General features: G+C 55.7%; 11 protein-coding genes. 5 read left to right on the forward strand and 6 right to left on the reverse strand.

The window, feature by feature from the left end; all coding sequences use genetic code 11:
• Positions 1 to 71: 71 nt before the first annotated feature.
• Positions 72 to 2981 carry a VIT domain-containing protein gene (locus tag OSC10802_RS0100655; RefSeq protein WP_044170254.1) on the reverse strand — a complete coding sequence of 970 codons (2910 nt, stop codon included), beginning with the start codon at positions 2979 to 2981 and terminating at the stop codon, positions 72 to 74.
• A 562-nt stretch (positions 2982 to 3543) separates the two neighbouring features.
• Here OSC10802_RS0100655 and OSC10802_RS0100660 point away from each other — a divergent pair.
• The gene (locus OSC10802_RS0100660; protein ID WP_017714850.1) at positions 3544 to 4347 is read left to right on the forward strand and encodes a pentapeptide repeat-containing protein; all 804 of its coding nucleotides are present in this window, start codon (positions 3544 to 3546) and stop codon (positions 4345 to 4347) included.
• A 419-nt stretch (positions 4348 to 4766) separates the two neighbouring features.
• Here OSC10802_RS0100660 and OSC10802_RS52460 read toward each other — a convergent pair whose 3' ends face one another.
• Positions 4767 to 4913, reverse strand: a complete 147-nt coding sequence (locus tag OSC10802_RS52460) for a hypothetical protein (RefSeq protein WP_198525031.1) — start codon at positions 4911 to 4913, stop codon at positions 4767 to 4769.
• A 383-nt stretch (positions 4914 to 5296) separates the two neighbouring features.
• Between OSC10802_RS52460 and OSC10802_RS0100665 the strand changes: the two genes are divergently transcribed.
• Positions 5297 to 6073, forward strand: a complete 777-nt coding sequence (locus OSC10802_RS0100665; protein ID WP_017714852.1) for a pentapeptide repeat-containing protein — start codon at positions 5297 to 5299, stop codon at positions 6071 to 6073.
• Positions 6074 to 6113: 40 nt separating this feature from the next.
• Here OSC10802_RS0100665 and OSC10802_RS0100670 read toward each other — a convergent pair whose 3' ends face one another.
• Complete coding sequence (locus tag OSC10802_RS0100670; RefSeq protein ID WP_017714853.1) at positions 6114 to 7427, reverse strand: aspartate aminotransferase family protein; 1314 nt, start codon at positions 7425 to 7427, stop codon at positions 6114 to 6116.
• Positions 7428 to 7706: 279 nt separating this feature from the next.
• On the opposite strand from OSC10802_RS0100670, the gene OSC10802_RS0100675 reads away from it, so the two are divergent.
• On the forward strand, positions 7707 to 9353 hold the full coding sequence (locus tag OSC10802_RS0100675; protein WP_017714854.1) for a cation:proton antiporter: 1647 nt from the start codon (positions 7707 to 7709) through the stop codon (positions 9351 to 9353).
• On the opposite strand, the gene OSC10802_RS0100680 is transcribed toward OSC10802_RS0100675, so the two are convergent.
• On the reverse strand, positions 9350 to 10027 hold the full coding sequence (locus OSC10802_RS0100680) for a potassium channel family protein (RefSeq protein WP_017714855.1): 678 nt from the start codon (positions 10025 to 10027) through the stop codon (positions 9350 to 9352). The genes OSC10802_RS0100675 and OSC10802_RS0100680 overlap by 4 nt on opposite strands.
• A gap of 89 nt (positions 10028 to 10116) precedes the next feature.
• Between OSC10802_RS0100680 and OSC10802_RS0100685 the strand changes: the two genes are divergently transcribed.
• A complete protein-coding gene (locus OSC10802_RS0100685) occupies positions 10117 to 11214 on the forward strand; it encodes a potassium channel family protein (protein WP_017714856.1) in 1098 nt (365 codons plus the stop codon).
• A gap of 201 nt (positions 11215 to 11415) precedes the next feature.
• Here OSC10802_RS0100685 and OSC10802_RS0100690 read toward each other — a convergent pair whose 3' ends face one another.
• Both OSC10802_RS0100690 and OSC10802_RS0100695 read right to left on the reverse strand, forming a co-directional pair.
• Complete coding sequence (locus OSC10802_RS0100690; protein WP_017714857.1) at positions 11416 to 11622, reverse strand: hypothetical protein; 207 nt, start codon at positions 11620 to 11622, stop codon at positions 11416 to 11418.
• Between the two features lie 501 nt (positions 11623 to 12123).
• Complete coding sequence (locus OSC10802_RS0100695) at positions 12124 to 12639, reverse strand: GNAT family N-acetyltransferase (RefSeq protein WP_017714859.1); 516 nt, start codon at positions 12637 to 12639, stop codon at positions 12124 to 12126.
• 379 nt (positions 12640 to 13018) lie between these two features.
• Between OSC10802_RS0100695 and OSC10802_RS38135 the strand changes: the two genes are divergently transcribed.
• On the forward strand, positions 13019 to 18558 hold a 5540-nt coding region (locus tag OSC10802_RS38135; protein WP_044169918.1), incomplete at its 3' end, for a two-partner secretion domain-containing protein.

The following is an 18558-nucleotide window of genomic DNA, read 5'->3' on the forward strand; positions in this document are numbered from 1 at the left end:
CGCCACCCAAATTTGCGGCTGCAACCGGGATGACAGTAGGGGCAAATGGCATCTGTGGTGCCAGCACCGGCCTAGTCGCTGACTCTCTCCGGTGTTTCCACCGGCACTCCCACCTTCTCCTGGGGATTGTTGGCATCGACTCGCAGATCTTGAGTAACTGCCACAAATGCGGTATATCTAGATAGCAGCCGGTAGGCGAGCGCCGTATCAATCGCGTCCCATATTCTCTCAGCAGGTGCGCCGACATAAACCTGATTCATCAAATACTCAAAACGGGCGCGCCCCCACATCTGGGCTACCGCATAATTGCCTTTCTCCCCATCAAAATTGACATTCAGAATCTTATCATAGCGCTTCCCACCGGCAAGCATGCCTTGGATGCGCAACTGACCGCTCTGCCGGTCGCCTTTGCGCCCAAAAAGCACCAGCGGCTGATTGGCAAACAAATCGGGTGCCTTGAGGGGATAAATTTCTGGTGCCTCTCCAGAACCTATCCAGCTGACTTCAATATTGGTGAGTGCCGGATTGTTGATTTGACGGAAAAATTTTTCAGCCACGGGTTGAGCCGGCTCATCCGGAGAAAGAAATGTGGCAGTTCCTCCCCCCACCTCTGCCAGACGAGTCATTAAAAAGCGGTTTACCTCACGCCCCACACCGAAACTGTAGAGGCGGTTGCCAGATTTGAGTTTTTTCTGCACTTCGGCAATAATTGTTTGAGAATCGCCGATATCCCCTTGGGAGAGCAGCACAATACAGCGCAGACGTCCGGGAGGTGCCGGGGGCAAATTTAGCACCTTTTCGATGCCATTGGTTAACTTGGTGCCGCCGGTGGCGTTCAGTCGATTGATATACGCTATTGCTCGCAAGCGGTTGCTCAGCGTATTCGGCACCGGCTCTTCTGACAGCCTGGTTGCGGGAATGGCAAAATCAATAATATTAAACGTGTCCTTGGAATTGAGCCCGCTAATAAACAGGCGCATCAGTTCTTGAGACTGCCGGATTGGCTGGCCGGCTTGAGAGCCGGAGGTATCGATCAGGAACACCACATCTTTTGGTATAATCTCTTCGGGTTTGTACGCCGAGGCTGGGATTAAATAGGCCGCGAAGTGACCGCCCCGTTCGCCAGACTGAGTGAGGGCGGTGACTTGAGTGGAGTCACCGGCAGCCCGATACCGCAAAATCAAGTCCCGGTTGAGAATCTCGTTTGAGTTAGCGAGTTTCACCCGCACTGTTGAGCCGGTGCGCTGAACATCTAGCTCGTGGGTTGGCGAGCTCACCTCAACCGCCGGCACACCGGCATTGAGAGCCACCGTCACGTCAATACCTTGCTGGCTGCCGGTCTGTTTTGCCCCGACAGCGGCGGAAACGCCAGCGCTGCGCGCCGCTGCGCCCTCAGTTGAGGGCAGGGAACTGCCGGGAATGTAGCCCGCGCCCACCGCGAATGGCAGCACAAATTCAAAGTCGCCTCCCTGAAACTTGAGGGTGCCGGTGTAGCGAATCGTGACCTCAATTTTCTCTCCTGGCTTGATGTCGGAGACAAGCTGTGTAAATACACTGTCATCCTTTTGTTCTAACATAGCGGCCATTTTTTCCGCTTGTTTAGTTTGCGATCCGGCTGGGTTGGCTTGTTTGGCGTCGCGTCTTTTAATGGAGCCCCGGACCGTGCGGCTGCCGGTGCGGATTTCCATCTCATCCACCGCCGCCTCACCCAAAAGTGGAAATTTATAAATCGCCGCTAAGGGTTTTTCATAGGGATTGGCAAAGGTTTGCCGCACCGTAACCCGGGACAGATTGCCGGAGATTTGCGCCTGAACTTGGGCGCGTTGCAGGGGGAAGACTTTGATCTCGCCATCAAAGAGGGCGAACAAGCCGGCGGGCGGCAATTGTTGAGCATTTGGCGTTCCGTTGCTGCTTCCGTAGGAGCGGCGCTGCCCAAAAAGCTGCAGCAAGTTAGTGCTGTAGGGAGTGCCGGTGGGAGGGAGCCGCAGCGCCCCTGCTGCGGCAGCCAGTCCCAGCAGCAGGAGAGCGCCGCCGGGCAGCCATATGTTCTGGGCCAGCGGTGTGTGGCTGGCGGTAAGGTCGCGCAGGAGTGCGGGGGCGGACGGGTAGCGCTGCTTGGTGTTGGGGCGCAGCATCCTGTCGAGAATCTTGCCCAGCTTCTCACTGACCGGCCCTCTCAAATAATGCCGCCAAACCCAGGTGCCGGTGCGGGTGTCGGACAGGTCAGAGGGCGGAATCTGGGTGATCAGGTGGATGCAGGTGACGCCCAAACTGTAGATATCGCTGGCAAAAGTGGCCCTGCCGGTGAGCTGTTCTGGAGCGGTGTACGGTGAGGCTGCGCCGGCAGCAAAATCGACGAGAGCCAGCTTTTCGTCAGAACTGCGGCGAATGATGTTTTCCGGTTTGATGTGCCGGTGAATCAGTTGGTGGCTGTGGGCCAAGTGCAGCACCGGCAGCAAGTCGGCAAGCAGCTGCCGGATTTTGATTTCATCGAAAGCGCCCTCCTGTGCTAATTCATCAGCCAAGTTCCGCCCGCTGACAAATTCCCGCACGAAATACTGTTGCTCGTTTCGCTGGAAGTGCGCCAGAAGCGCCGGCAGCTGGGGGTGGGGGCCCAGTTTTTCCAGGCAAGTCGCTTGCTGGCGAAAGAACTCGGAGTTGGCCGTCAGGGCACTAGCCATCTCCGCAGGGGTTTCGGGCACCGCCCGGGTTGAGCTCAGGGGGGTATTTTGGAGAGAAAACTGCTTCATCACCCCAGGCGGGCTCCCTGGGGAGGAGTTGTCCACAGCGAGAAAAGTGCGGGTGCGGGGACTGGCACCAATGAGTTTGATGGCGCGGTAGCGCCCAACGAGCCGCAGCAGGGAGCCGCACTTTTGGCAAGCGAGGGCGTCGGCGGGATTTTCTGGGCTGTTGCAATTCGGGTTGAGGCAAAAGCAGTGGTGGGTGTCTGGAGGAGCCAACTGTAAATTAGAGGGGGTCATGGGACTGCGCTGTGGGGTGAGAGGGTGCCTGACGGTGCGGGCAATCCGCGCCACTTGTCAGGCCGGGCCACGAGCCGCTATTTCGGGCGGCGCGCCCGGTGCCGGCTAGCGGTGGGCCAATGCTAGCCCCCGGCACTGCAGCCCGGGCTCTGGCTCTGGCCTTTCTACTTGAGGGGAATTAAAGTAATTTTAGCCAAGGGAAAAATAAGAGGAATTGGCGCGGCTCGGGCTGTGGGGTGCGTTATTAAGGCACCTTGCTGCTGCTGTGGGGTTTGCTATTAAGGCACGCTACTGCAGCTCCAGCCGCAGCGCAGGAGAGCGGGGATCTGCTATTTTTTGTGATAATGTTTCTAAAGTTATAGCTTTCGGGCATACTGGGTTGATTGCTGCAGTGGCTGAGCGATTAAAGCAAGAGGCGGGGCGGTCGTGCCGCACCACCGGCACACGCAGCGCGTGCGGGGCGACATCTAAATCGTTTGTCGCCCATTAGGCGGCGTTTCAAACTGTCGAGCCTGGGGAAAGCCGTAATGGTCACTCAGGGGGCTGTCAAAGGCTAAGGAACATGGCTGGAAATCCTGCGCACATCAAACGGTTGCTAGAAACGAAACAATGTCAGGGGGGCGATCTCAGGGATGCCAACCTGAGCCGGTTCAATCTCACTGGTGCCGACTTGAGCGGGGCCAAGATGCTGTTTGCCAACCTCAATGGTGCCAAGCTCAGCAAGGCTAACTTGAGCGGTGCTGATTTAAGTTTCGCCAATTTGGTGGGAGCCGACCTGGCCGGCGCTGACTTGAGCGGGCTCGACGCTAAGGGAATCAATCTGTTTGAGTCGCATCTCAACAATGCCAATCTCAGCGGCGCTGACTTGCGGGTGGCCAATCTCGTCAATACTAATCTCAGTGACACCAACCTCAGCGGTGCGGACATGGGGGGTGCCAACCTGATTGGCACCCAGCTGGCGAGGGCGACCCTCAGTGGGGCGAACTTGGGGGGGGCCAATCTGGGCAAGGCGAATTTGGTGGCGGCGAACCTGCTCAATGCCAATCTCTCCGATGCGCGCTTAGTTGAGGCCGATCTGAGCGACGCTAACCTCAGCGGTGCCAATCTCAGCAGCGCTAACCTGCTCAATGCTAACCTGAGCGGGGCCAATCTCAGTGGGGCCAACCTCAGTGGGGCTAACCTGGCAAATGCCAAGCTCGATGGTGCCATTGGTCTGGATGTGGATAACCCGATGGTGCGGCGGGCGGCTCCGCCGGCGAACTCGGGCGGCGCTCCCACCGGCATGTCCTATCTGAGTTTGCCTCATTCCGGACCTTCTTACTCTGACTCCCAAGGATATTCTGGGCCACGGTTTGGTTTGCCCTAGCGCCAGGAGCGGGTTTTTTAACCGAGGTACTCTGTGGCAACTATCTCGGGTGAGCCCGCCCCTCCTGGGCGCGCCGGTCCAAGGCATTCCCTGAACTCTTCCCCCATAGCTGCCTCATTCCACTCAATCAACCGGACGAGATGTAATCTCTCTCCTCTGCCGCCGGAACCAACCCGGCTTCTTTTGAGTATTCTTTTTTACGGATCGGTGTTTTCCTGCCGGCTGCCCTTCCTTATCCAGCGCGGGTGAGCGTGATGTGCGCTCACCTATGTTACGTTTGATTACTTTACCTTGCGGCCAGCGGGACTGCTTGTCAAGTTTTATCTAAAATCCGCTTAATATCATGTTTTAAAAGCCGGCGCTGGCAGCCCGAGAGCCGGCAAACACTGCCGTTAAATAACAAATTAATTCTCCGGAATTTACAAATTTCCCCCACGCCTGACATCTCTTTCCCAGCCATCGAAATGATTGGGATCTCTCGCCTTCATGGCACCTGAGGCCAAACCGGCAGCGAGTGCGCCCCCACCTCGCTCCTGTGCCAGCCCAGAATCATCTCCCCCCTGCAAGTGTAACTTTTTGTAAAGATATTCCGGACGCCGAAGTGGAGTTGCAGTAATCAGAACCCAATCCTACAAATTTTTGCTCTGTGAGCGCTAACATGGGTGATGGGTGTCACCCCTCACCCCTTAGGGGAACTGCCACCTGTAACTCTTTCGGCGTCACGCTCGGGTTGGGCTAAAGCCATGAAGGGAGAAACTCCATATCTGACACTCGCTCTCGTTTCTCCCCACTTCCTGCTCTTTGCTCCCTGAAAGCGCCCCAGTTGTGCCAGGTGAGGCGAAAAATTTACAGCACGAAAAACAAGCGCCATTTCCGGATAAAAACATACCGAATGCTGACATGGCAAGGGAGAAATATGGCAGGAAATAGCACACAGGTTAAGACAGCGATGGCGGGCAATAGCGCCCACGTCAAACGGTTGCTGCAAACGAAACAGTGTCAGGGGGGCGACCTGAGTGAGGCCAACCTAGCGCAGTTCAACCTGAGCGGTGCTGACCTGAGCGGTGCTAAATTGATGTTTGCTAACCTGCATGGTGCCAATCTCAGTGGCGCTAACTTGAGCGGTGCCGATATGTGTTTTGCCAACCTAGTCGCAGCGGACTTGGTGTCGGCTGACCTGCGGGGGATTGACGCCGAGGGCATCAACCTGCTGGATGCCAAACTCAACAGAGCCAACCTGTGCGGTGCTGACCTGGGTTTTGCCAATATTGTCAACAGCAAACTGGAAGAAGCCAACCTCTGCGGTGCTGACATGGACGGCGCGAACCTGATTGGGGCCAGACTCAACAGTGCCAACCTCAGCGGAGCCAACCTGGGGGGAGCCAATCTCGGGCATGCTGAGCTGGTGGGGGCGAATCTTTCCAATGCTGACCTCAATGACGCCCGCTTGGTGAGTGCGGACTTGAGCGACGCCAACCTGGCGGGAGCCAACCTGACTTCCGCCAACTTGTTGAATGCCAACCTGAGTGGGGCGAACCTGAGTGGGGCGAACTTGAGTGGGGCCAACCTGGCCAATGCCAGGCTCGACGGAGCGATTGGACTCTACATCGAACCGCAAGGCGGGAGCTACCGCTACGAGCCGCCGCGCTCAGGCGTGCCGCAGCCCGCCCCGTCTTACGCCAGTTTTTCCCAACCCAGCCTGTATCGCTCAAATTCGCCCACTTAAGGCTGTTAGGGCTGTCACCTCCGGGATTGCCCCCACCTGCCTACTCTGTCAGGACCGAGATCGCTCGCTCAAGCGCTTGCAAAGCCCGGTCCACTTCACCGGCTGTCACCGTCAGCGGCGGGACAAACCGCACCACCTTCGGACCGGCGGGCACCAGCAGCAAGCCCTCCGCCATCGCCCCTCTCACCACATCAATCGAGGTCAGCGGGCTGTCGGAGCTATCGGGCCCCTCAGAAGAGCGCAGCTCCATCCCATTGATTAAACCCCAACCCCGCACCTCCGCAATCCGGTTGGGAAATTTGCCGGCAATGGCAGACAGACCGGCTCGCAACTGCTCGCCCCGCTCCCGCGCATTGGCCAGCAGGCTCTCCCGCTCCAGCGTCTGGCACACAGCGAGCGCCACCGCACAGGCGAAGGGATTGCCGCCAAAGGTGCTGGCGTGATCTGCGGGTTTGAAGACATCGCAGAAAGACTTGCACAGCAGGGCACCGATGGGAATCCCCCCACCGAGTCCTTTGGCAGAGGTAAAGACATCTGGCTCTACGCCCAGATTCTCGTAGCCCCAGAGCTTGCCGGTGCGCCCCATGCCGGCTTGCACTTCATCCAAAATCAGCAGAATGCCCTTTTCGTCGCAGATTTGCCGGACTCTGTGGAAGTAAGCGGGTTCTCCCGGACGGACGCCGCCTTCCCCCTGCAGGGGTTCCAGGAGAATGCCGGCAACTCGCCGCTCGTCTTTATCCAGCTCGGCGATCGCAGCTTCCAGCGCCTCAATATCGTTGTACGGCACATAGTGGAACCCGGGCACTAGGGGGTCAAAGTGCTTCTGGTACTTTGGCTGGCCGGTGGCGGTAATCGTCGCCAGAGTCCGCCCGTGGAAACTGGCGTGCGCGGTCAAAATGACTGGATCTTTGATGTTTAAGACGGTGTGGGCGTATTTTCTGGTGAGTTTGATCGCCCCTTCATTCGCTTCCGCGCCGGAGTTGCAGAAAAACACCCGGTCCGCGCAGGAATGCTCTACGAGCCACTGGGCCAGCTGGCCCTGCAGGGGGATGTAGTAAAGATTGGAAACGTGGTGCAGGGTTTGAATTTGTCGCGTCACCGCTTCTACCATTGCTGGGTGAGCGTGCCCCAAGGTGCAAGTGGCAATACCGGCCACAAAGTCGAGATATTCCCGCCCCTCCGTGTCCCACACGCGGCAGCCGGCACCGCGCTCTAGGGCCAGGGGAAATCGCCCGTAAGTAGACATTACGCAGCTGTCAAAGCTGTCTGGACTGAACGGTGCCGGCAGGTCCTGCGCAGCCCCTTCACTAACGGCGGCTACAGGTGTCTTTTCAATCAGGGTTTCTGGACTCACAGATTGCTCCTGTTCTCCTGAATTCTGAAGCTGGGTTCAACTACACTCGATCTTATGTTAGTGCCGCTGCCATTCTCTGCGGCTTAACACAATCTAAATCTGTATGGATAACTGCAAATTCGGGCGCGGCAACAGGTGTAAATTCGATTTTGCGGGGTCTCCCGCCCACAGGCCGGTCGGCGGGAGAGCCTCGCAGGCGTGCTATAGATCAGTTGCCAGGAACTGAGCGAAATTGCACTGGCGGACGAAAATCTGCTTGTACGGGGAATTTAAATCGCGATGCACAGCATGCTATTCACGGGAAAAGCAGCCCAGTGGCTTTTACCGCAACCGTTTCTCCTGACCGCAACCCCCAGCGGTGAGGCGCTCCAGCATCAAGAAAAGTTGGCGGAGTTAGTCACCGTCCTGATTATCCTCTTGCTCGTAGCGACCGGCGTCGCCCTGCTGTCCCGCCGGCTTCGCGTTCCCTACGTGACCGGTTTGGTACTGGCCGGCCTGGCCATTACAGAGCTGCTGCCCCGGCGCATCGGTTTGGATTCTTCCCTGATTTTGAATCTATTTATGCCGGTGCTGCTGTTTGAAGCGGCGATCAATACCGACATCAGCCGGCTGCGAAGCACGATCGCGCCTATTGCTCTCCTTGCAGGGCCTGGGGTGGTGATTGCTTCCGGCGTCACGGCGGTGCTGTTGAAATTCGGACTGGGGCTGGCGTGGGTACCCGCCCTGCTGGTTGGGGTAATTCTGGCGATTACGGACACCGTCTCCGTGATTGCGGTGTTCGACGAGGTGCCGGTGCCGTCTCGCCTGTCCACCATCGTTGAGGGAGAGAGCCTGTTCAATGATGGGGTGGCTCTGGTTGTGTTCAGCCTGATTTTGCAAGTCCAGGCGACCGGCTCCCTGACATTCCTCGACGGGCTGCAAAAACTGTTTGTGGTTATCGTGGGCGGAACGCTGGTAGGGCTAGCCCTGGGATACTTGACTACCGCCCTGTTCACCCAGTCTGACGATCCCCTCAGCGGCATTTTGCTGACGGTGGCTGTATCGCTGGGCGCTTTCCAGATTGGGCAATTCCTCCAGGTGTCAGGCGTGGTGGCTGTGGTGGTGGCGGGGCTGATTGTGGGAAATATCGGGCTTTCGGGGAGTGTTTCGGCGTCGAGTCGGGTGACGCTGCTGAGCTTCTGGGAATATGCTGGGTTTGGGGTGAATACCTTTATCTTCCTGCTGATTGGCTTAGAAATAGACCTGCTGACCCTGTGGCGGAAGCTGCCAGCGGTTCTGCTGGCCATTCTAGCGTACCAAGTCGGGAGAATCCTCTCGGTTTACCCGCTGCTGGCAGTGGTGCGCTGGTTTGACCGGCCAGTCCCCTTGCGCTGGCAGCACGTCCTGTTTCTCGGCAATATCAAAGGCTCTCTCTCAATGGCTCTCGCCCTGAGTTTACCTACAGCCCTAGCCGGACGAGGGGAACTGATTGCTTTGGTGTTTGGTACGGTCCTGCTGTCCCTGATTGGCCAAGGGGTGAGCTTGCCCTGGCTGGTCAAGCGTTTGGAAATTTCTCAATTCTCAGAGTTCCGCCAGCAAACTGAGGAGTTGCAAGCCCAGCTGATTGCGGCCAAGGCTGCTCAGGATGAACTGGACAGCCTGTTGAAGGGAGGGCTGTTGCCCAAATCCGTCTATGAGGAGATGCGCTCCAGCTATCAAGTGCGAGTGGCTCGATCGGAAAAGGCGCTCAGGGACTTCTACAACCGCCGTCCGGATGAATTTATGACCGGCGACCGCACCAAACTCGATGCCATTCGGCGGCGCTTGCTGCTGGCAGAAAAAGGAGCCCTCAACGAGGCTCTGCGAAAGCGGATTCTCTCACAGGAAGTGGCGGGAAAACGCTTGCAGGCTATCAATGAGCAACTTTTAGGATTGGAGGATGACTAATCGCCGCCCTGGATAAAATCAATCATTTGGTGCAGCGACCCAGGTTTGGTGACGATCAGCACCGTTGAGTGGGGCTCGAGCACCGTACTCCCATTCGGAATCACCAAATCTGTATGGGGATGGGGCTGGTAGCCAATAATCAATGAACCCTGGGGAAACCTGGAGTCTTGGGCAATTTGAGCTAAGCTGCGACCCACCACATGGCCCTGACTGGGGATGGAGAGTTTGAGGACTTCAATCTGACCTTGCTCAAAATGCATCATCGATTCGACTTGAGGATATTCGATGGCATTCACCATTGTAGAAACGGCTAGCTCTACTGTACTGATGATGTGGTGCGCCCCTGCAATCCGATAGGGTTGCTCAAAATCCCGGTGGCCCATCCGCGCCAGAATGTGAGCGACACCGTAATGCTTGGCGAGCGTCACCATCGCCAAATTCAGGGCGTCATCCCGCAAAACCGCCGCTAGGGAGTTTGCTTTGCGAATGCCGGCTTCCAAGAGCAGCTCCGTGCTGACGGCGCTGCCCTCAAAGGCCATTACCCCTACTTGTTCGCGGGCGTAACGGCACGCTGCTGGATCGATGTCGATCAGGGCAACTGTATGTCCCAGCTCGACCAGCCTTTGCGCTAAATTTAGGCCAACAAGCCCGGCCCCACCAATGAGTACATACATAGCTGAATTTTTTATGCCTGCGCTGAATTGAATAGGAGTTATCCTTCTATTGTCTATTATCAATTTTTTGACCGCCATCTGCCACTTAAGTGAAGCCTGCCGATATCTTTAAATCTCAATCTGACATTGAGCGCCAGTACCGGCGCATTCGCAACGAGTTAATTACAGGTGCGATTGCCTTCTCAAGTTTGCTTTTGCTTGGCACGCTCTGGTACTGGCGGGTCGAGGGATGGCCCTTGCTAGACTCCATTTACATGACGGTGAGTACGCTAGCAACCGTTGGTTTTGGAGAGATTCACCCCCTCGGCAACCGGGGCCGGTTGTTTACAATCGCCCTTATTTTGATGGGGCTGTTCAATATCGGTTATGTTGTCAACCGATTTACAGAAGCCCTGATTCAGGGCTACTTTCAACAAGGAATTTTATTGCAGCGACAGCGACGCTTGATTAACACTTTATCTGGCCATTACATTCTCTGCGGGTTCGGTCGCACTGGCCGTCAAATTGCCTTGGAATTCAAGGCAGAAGGTATCCCCTTTGTCACTATCGACTCCGACGCCGAACAAATCCAGGCGGCTCAGCAGCTGGGTTACATTGCTTTTGAAGGCGATGCCACCCTGGACGCCACCCTCCAGGAAGTCGGGATTGAGCGGGCGGTCTGCTTGGTGGCGGCGCTGCCTTCTGATGCGGAAAATCTCTATACTGTCCTGTCTGCGAAAACTCTCAATCCTTCAGTGCGGGCCATCGCCCGCGCCAGTACCGAAGAAGCTGTGCAAAAACTGCAGCGCGGCGGTGCCGATGCCGTCGTCTCGCCTTATATCACCGGCGGCAAGCGCATGGCAGCTGCGGCGCTCAGGCCCCAAGTGATGGACTTTGTGGACGGCATTATCACCGGCGCGGATCGCTCTTTCTATCTGGAAGAGTTTCGCATTGACCAAACCTGCCCTTTTGTGGGCCAAAGTCTGCGAGAGGCAAAGCTGCGCTCCCAGTCGGGTGCCCTGGTTCTGGCGATTCGCCGCGCCGATGGCACCCTCATCGGTGGCCCGACTGCCGACACGAAATTAATGCCGGCAGACTCTTTAATCTGTATGGGCACAGCTGAGCAACTCCGCGCGCTCAATCAGATCCTCGGGCCCATCCAGTCCAACCGGCTGCGCTTGCCCAAGCAAGCCCCTCCGGCAGACTGATGCATTCTCTCTTTTCCGTTTAATCTTTTTTGATTAATTTCTCTCGCTTTGTTTTCCTCTGTTCGTTTTGGCGGTTGAATAGTAATATTAATCAACCGGATGTTGAGCTTCTAGCAGCTGACCGCGCGCCTGTCCGTGACTGCGCTTTAGAGATTGGCAATTCCCCGCTGACTCTAAACGGTTAGCTGCTAGTCACTGCTTTCAGCAAAGCTTCAAGGCGCTCGCCGGCACCTCATCCCAGGAACTGACCGTGCGGATTCTGGCCATCCAACCGCTCGCCTTCTGGCCATCGGTCAAATTGCTCTCGAATGACTCGTGGCATTCTTGGGCCTGAGATTCACTGCAGCAGGCTATGCAAGCCTGAAGGATACCGCACGGATCGATCTGTTCGTTGAGCCAAATAGTCATAATAACCCTCTGAAACTTTTTATCTGGGAATGTCCTGCATGAGCAGTTATGCTTAGTTTTAGCAAAAAATCAGCGCTGGTGCCAAGAGGAATTTACTATATTTAACAAGTCTTCAGGATTTGTTGTAAAAACCGTTGCTAAACTTTAACTTGTGTCTGCCGGCGGCATCTGGCAGGCTATGTCTCTGGCCTTGTGGAAGCGGGCGGGACGGGGGATGGAGCCGGGATTTGGGGATTGGGGGATTTTTTGGTTAGTTGGGGAACTGTTGAGTTATGCCGGCACAGTTTGTAGAGCAAGGGTTAAGAAAGAATAAAGATTGTGGGGCTAAAGCCCAACTACAAACGGTTTGGGCTAAAGCCCAACTACGAACCTTTGGGCTAAAGCCCAACTACAAACCTTTGGGCTAAAGCCCAACTACGAACGGTTTGTAGTAGGGCTTTAGCCCTAATTGCACCTGCTTCCAAAAGTTGCAACTTGGGTTAAAGAAATCATTTTCAAAAATCAGTGAGAATCGCTGTATTGGGATGCGCTCGTCTGGGAGGCTAAATGCGTCAGGTCGTCACCGGCAAGCCGGCAAATTCGCCAGTCTGGCAAAACCTTTGCGCCGCAGCGCTCATAGAAAGAAATTGCCGGCTCGTTCCAATCCAAAACGCTCCACTCCAATCGCCCGCAGTTGCGAGCAACGGCTAGCTGAGCTAAATAAGTCAGGAGGGCTTTGCCAATTCCTTGCCGCCGGCTTTCGGGGAGAACAAATAAGTCTTCCAGATAAATGCCGGGTTTTGTGAGAAAGGTGGAATAATTGTAAAAGAAGAGGGCAAATCCAGCGATTTCTCCCGCACGCTCTGCTAGAATAACCTCGGCGTATGGACGCTCGCCAAACAGGTGTTCTTTGAGGGCGTCAGGGGTGCCGGTGACGGCGTGCGATAGGTTTTCATATTTGGCCAAGGCTTGAATCAGTCCGAAAATTGCCGGCACGTCTGCCGGTGTGGCGGAACGCAAAATTAGATCGTTGGGCATGCAGGGTAACCGCAAGACAATTTTAGCTGTTTAGCAATAACATCATAAGCGGCGTCAGTGTTGCCTAATCAATACTAGCCTCTGCTTGCCGGTGGGGCCCAACCAATAGTATGCCAGCTTCTGGAGCCCGGGGTAGGGTGCGTTCCCTCTTAGGGAACGCACCCTACGAGTTACACTAAAGTCCGGAGCGCAAATTGCAGATTGCCAACAGTAAGTAGGGTGTGGGGCGCGAGAGGTGGGCCGGCCCCCAAGGTCGTGGGGCGGGCGACACACTCCGAACCGCAAGACTTTCAGGAAAATCGGGGCGAGGTTGCAAAATGTGGAAATTTTATGTAGAGTGAGAGACATTATAAAAAGTGCAAATCGGATTATCGGCCTTATGAACTTCGCCGCCGGCTCATTGAGTTCGTTGCTGCTTATTGTTTCTTTTTTCGGCTCACTAGCCTCTGCTAAACCGGCACTCGCCCAACCCATCACATCGGCACCCGACGGCACCGGCACAACGGTCACTCCCCAAGGAAATACATTTAACATACAAGGCGGCTCCCTGTCAAGCGATGGCGCGAATCTTTTCCACAGTTTCCAGAAATTTGGCCTGAGTTCTGGAGAGACTGCCAACTTTATCTCCAATCCCGATATCCGCAATATCCTGGGGCGGGTTGTCGGGGGCGACGCCTCCTATATAAATGGGTTAATCCAAGTCAGCGGGGGGAGCTCAAATCTATTCTTAATGAACCCCGCCGGCATCCTATTTGGCCCAAATGCCAGTTTGAACGTGCCGGCATCCTTCACCGCCACCACCGCCACCGGCATTGGGTTCGTTTCGGGCTGGTTTAACGCGGTTGGTAGCAACGATTACAATATTTTAGTTGGGACGCCCAGTGCGTTTAATTTCGCGGTATCACAGCCAGGGGCGATTGTCAATGAGGGCAATTTAACTTTAACATCCGGTAACAATCTGACGCTGTTGGGCGGGACAGTAATAAACACCGGCACCCTCACAAGTCCTGGGGGGAATATTACCATTGCGGCAGTGCCGGGTGACAGTGCGGTGCGGATTTCTCAAGAAGGGCATTTGTTGAGTTTGGACATCGAGCCGGCGGCGCTAACAGGGGCGGAAGGAACGCCGGTTTTACAGCCTCTTTCTTTACCGCAATTGCTCACCGGCAGACCTGATTTTGGGCACGCTTCCGTCGTGAGTGTGAGTGAAACAGGGGAAGTGTCTCTGACGGGTTCTGGGGTGACGGTCCCGGCATCAGGGGGGATAGCTGCCGGCAATATTGACACGAGTTCGGAATCGGGGGATGGCGGGGCGATTGCCTTGAATGCCACATCAGATATTATAACAGGTTCTCTGCGGACGGCAGCCGGCGGCACCGGCACAGGGGGGGATATCGAGATTGTGAGCAGTGCCGGTGGGATCAATACGAGTGCCGGTGCGCTAGACGCCAGCTCTTATGATGGGAATGGGGGGAATGTCACCCTGACTGCGGAGCGCAACATTGTAACAGGTGAGATTTTATCGGCATCGGGTGAGATTATTTCCCTGGGAACTGATGAATGGGACATAGAGCAGTTTTCATATAATGGAGGGGCAGGCACGGGAGGGAATATCAGCCTAGAAAGCCGAAACGGAGCCATTGATACCAGCGCCGGCAGTCTGTCCGCTTATTCTCTGGAAAGGGATGGGGGTTCTGTGACCTTGAGTGCTTCTGGAGATATTAAGACAGGTGAAATCCGCTCTTTTTCAGGTTTTTACGACCCGAATATAAATACTTGGGTTGGCACCGGCAGTGGGGGGAATATCGCCCTCACTAGCAGTGCCGGAGGGATTGATACTGACTTGGGTAGCAGTGCCGACGATCCTGTCTGGCCCAAACTAGACTCTTCTTCAAATCAGGGGAATGGGGGTTCTGTCACCCTGACGGCTTATGGGGATATTAAGATAGGTGACATCGGGTCGTCTTCGTGGGGCACCGGCAGTGGGGGGAATATCGCCCTCAACAGCAGTGCCGGTGGTATTGATACTGCCAATGGCACGGTAGACTCTTCTTCAGGTGAGGGGAATGGGGGTTCAGTCACCCTGACGGCTTCAGGGGATATTAAGACAGGTCACATCTGGTCGTCTGGCACCGGCAGTGGGGGGAATATCGCCCTCACTAGCCGTGCAGGTGGGATTGATACTGGCAATGCGTGGCTATCCTCTTCTTCAAGTCAGGGGAATGGGGGTTCTGTCACCCTGACGGCTTATGGGGATATTAAGACAGGTTACATCTCGTCGTATTCGGAGGGCACCGGCAGTGGGGGGAATATCGCCCTCACTAGCAGTGCCGGTGGTATTGCCAATGGCAGGCTAGACTCTTATTCAATTCAGGGGAATGGGGGTTCTGTCACCCTGACGGCTTCAGGGGATATTAAGATAGGTGACATCTGGTCGTCTTCGTGGGGCACCGGCAGTGGGGGGAATATCGCCCTCACTAGCAGTGCCGGTGGCATTGATACTGCCGATGGCACGCTAAAGTCTTATTCAAATGAGGGGAATGGGGGTTCTGTCACCCTGACAGCCAGCAGTACAATCACCACAGGCGAGATCAATGCCTCGGGCTTATTGCGGGGGGGGGACATTACCATCACCAGCAAGTTGAGTGATATCCTCTATCGGGGATTAATTGACCCGTCTGCTCAGAATGGCACCGATGGCAACTTGACCATAAATCCTTATGCCGGCAGCCAGTCCGCAGGTTCCTTCAGCGGGTTGAGGAATATCACGGTTGCCGGTGGGGGCAATGACGAGCCAATCGGTGCCAACCCAGCCGCCAGCGCCACATCCGATGCCGGGAAGATTAATACTGTCGCAGGGAAAGTCACCTTGGGAGCTCACAGCGACATTACAGTCAGCCAACCCATAAAAACCTCTTCAATCACCAGTTTAGAACTGATTGCCGGTCGCAGCATCAACATCAACGCCGACATCGACACCTCAGGAAGCAATGGGGATATCGCACTGCGAGCCAATAATAACAGCGCTGACCCCAAATATCGTGAATCTGGCCCAGGTTCCGTGACAATGGCACCGGGGACTGCCCTCAATGCCGGCAGCGGCAATATCGTGATAGAATTGGGCAGGCTCGGACAAGTGGGGGACATCACTCTGAGCAATATAAACACGACAGGCGCTCTCACAGTCAATGCCGCAACGGGGAATATCCGGAGCAGCTCAGCCGACTCGTTAATTACCGCCGGCAGTGCTTTTTTGCGGACATCTATATTAGACAGCGGCGGAATTGGGTTGCCGGCAGAACCGCTGCGCATCAGCGTCACCAATTTAGAGGCATTAGCGGGAAGTGGCGGGGCGTTTTTCGAGTCCCCCGAACTGGGCGTAACAGTGGGCGGCGCTACCGAGCTCCCTGTCGGGATTTTAACATCAGGTGGGAGTGACGTTTCGCTACGCGCCGCCGGGGACATCACAATTATCGAGTCGGTGAGCACGGCTAGTAGCTTATCCGGTAATGCAGGGAATATTACCTTTAATAGCGCCGCCGGTGCCATTAATGCCAGCGCCACTCTCAACTCTAGCGCCGCACAGGAAAATGGGGGTTCTGTCACCCTGACAGCTTCTGGGGATATTAAGACACGCGACATCTCGTCGTATTCTAATGGCACCGGCAGTGGGGGGAATATCGCCCTCACTAGCAGTGCCGGTGGCATTAATACTGGCAGTGGCAAGCTATCCTCTTCTTCAAGTCAGGGAAATGGAGGTTCAGGTTCAGTCACCCTGACGGCTGCTGGGGATATTAAGACACGCGACATCTCGTCGTATTCGTGGGGCACCGGCAGTGGGGGGAATATCGCCCTCAACAGCAGTGCCGGTGGTATTGACACTACCGGTGGTCAGCTATCCTCTTATTCAAGTGAGGCGAATGGGGGTGCTGTCACCCTGACAGCTTCTGGGGATATTAAGACAGGTTTAGTCGAGTCGTTTTCAGGCACCGGCAGTGGGGGGGCTATCACTCTCAATAGCAGTGCCGGTGGGATTGATACTACAGGTGGCAGGGTATCCTCTTTTTCAGGGGAGGGGAATGGGGGTGCTGTCACCCTGACAGCTTCTGGGGATCTTAAGACAGATTTAATCCTGTCGTTTTCTAAGGGCACCGGCACCGGGGGGAATATCGCCCTCAATAGCCGGGCCGGTGGGATTGATACTGCCAATAGCAGGCTATCATCTTATTCAAGTCAGGGAAATGGGGGTTCTGTCACCCTGATGGCTTCTGGGAATATTAAGACAGGGCAAATTGAGTCAATGGCGGGTTTTCAAGCCGAGTGGGACACGATTGCGCGTGAGCCAAATTTCACCCCTGCGGCAAACAGCACCGGCACCGGCGGAGACATCACAATAGAAAGTATCCGTGGTGGGGTAGAGACCAGCACCGGCTCACTCTACACCATGTCTTCCGGGGGGGCTGCCGGGAATGTTACGATCAATGCAGCCGGACACGTCGAAACGGCAGGCATCCGCTCAGACGGCTTATTGCAAGGCGGCAATATTAGCATCCGCAGCGACAGTCCCAATAGTATCAATGTCGGCGGCAACCTAGACACCTATTCTGACAGTGGCACTGCCGGCGATATCACCCTATCGAGTCCGGGCAGAATTTCCCTAACGGGTGACATCACCTCCTATGGCAGCACCGAAAGTGGGGACATTACTGTCACCAGTGAGAGCAATAACGTCCAAACAAACTCTATCACAACCCAATCCGGAACCGGCCCCAGCGGAAATATCACTATCAACGGCAATAACATTGCGGCAGGCAACCTGGACTCCATCGGCAGCACCGGCGCGGGGAATGTGGAAGTGCGTGCCGGCAACAGCGTCACGACTCTTAATATCCAGTCGCGCACGGTGATGGGGAATTCTGGTAATATAGAAGTGATAGCCCCTGCCAACATCAACACCGGCGACCAAACCACAAGTACCGGTGATGGCAATTCGGGCAACATTACTAACACTGCCGGATCTGATGTGACAGCCGGCGACCAAACGGCAAGCTCCGCAAATGGCAATTCTGGGAATATCGACAACAGTGCCGGTGGGAATGTGACAGCCGGCGACCAAACGGCAAGCTCCGCAAATGGCAATTCTGGGAATATCGACAACAGTGCCGGCTCTGATGTGACAGCCGGCAACCAAACCGCAAGCGCCACTAACGGGAATTCCGGGAATATCGCCAATAGTGCCGGTGGGAATGTGACAGCTGGCAACCAAACGGCAAGCGCCACCAACGGCAATTCCGGGAATATCACCAACAGTGCCGGTGGGAATGTGACAGCCGGCAACCAAACGGCAAGCGCCGTCGGAGGGAATTCTGGGAATATCACCAACAGTGCCGGTGGGAATGTGACAGCCGGCAACCAAACGGCAAGCGCCACCAACGGCAATTCCGGGAATATCACCAACACTGCCGGTGGGAATATAACCACCGGCATCCAGACGGCAAACGCCACTGGTGGAACTGCCGGCGAAATAACCAACATCGCTGGCGGCAGCATTACGACAGGCAATCTTCCCCCCACCGGCATCAATGGAAGTGGTAACAGCACTGTGACTAGCGCCAGCGGACCAATTAACACGGGTCAACTCCGCACAGAGACAGGGACAGTGAGCATTCAGGTGTCTTCAGATAGCAGCATCAACCCCAACATATCAAGCCGCCCAACTTCCACCCCCGACAATAACAATACCACATTCAGCAACAGCGCCCAACAAATCTTAACCAGTCTGAATGTGAGCAGCAACAGCCCGCTGGCGGTCAATTCCGCTGAAGCCATCGCCCAGCTAGAGCAAACCCGCGAGCGGGAATTTGCCAACTACTTCGGCTCAGATATCTCTAACCAGCTGACAACCACAGAAAGCATCCG

The sequence above is a fragment of the Kamptonema formosum PCC 10802 genome (genome assembly GCF_000332335.1).
Lineage (GTDB): Bacteria > Cyanobacteriota > Cyanobacteriia > Cyanobacteriales > Oscillatoriaceae > Oscillatoria.

What these genes read in the sequence shown, in the direction of transcription:
- OSC10802_RS0100655 (WP_044170254.1), bottom strand. Translation starts at nt 2,981, where the DNA reads ATGACCCCCTCTAATTTACAGTTGGCTCCTCCAGACACCCACCACTGC.
- OSC10802_RS0100680 (WP_017714855.1), bottom strand. Translation starts at nt 10,027, where the DNA reads ATGTATGTACTCATTGGTGGGGCCGGGCTTGTTGGCCTAAATTTAGCG.
- OSC10802_RS0100695 (WP_017714859.1), bottom strand. Translation starts at nt 12,639, where the DNA reads ATGCCCAACGATCTAATTTTGCGTTCCGCCACACCGGCAGACGTGCCG.
- OSC10802_RS0100690 (WP_017714857.1), bottom strand. Translation starts at nt 11,622, where the DNA reads ATGACTATTTGGCTCAACGAACAGATCGATCCGTGCGGTATCCTTCAG.
- OSC10802_RS0100660 (WP_017714850.1), top strand. Translation starts at nt 3,544, where the DNA reads ATGGCTGGAAATCCTGCGCACATCAAACGGTTGCTAGAAACGAAACAA.
- OSC10802_RS0100665 (WP_017714852.1), top strand. Translation starts at nt 5,297, where the DNA reads ATGGCGGGCAATAGCGCCCACGTCAAACGGTTGCTGCAAACGAAACAG.
- OSC10802_RS0100675 (WP_017714854.1), top strand. Translation starts at nt 7,707, where the DNA reads ATGCACAGCATGCTATTCACGGGAAAAGCAGCCCAGTGGCTTTTACCG.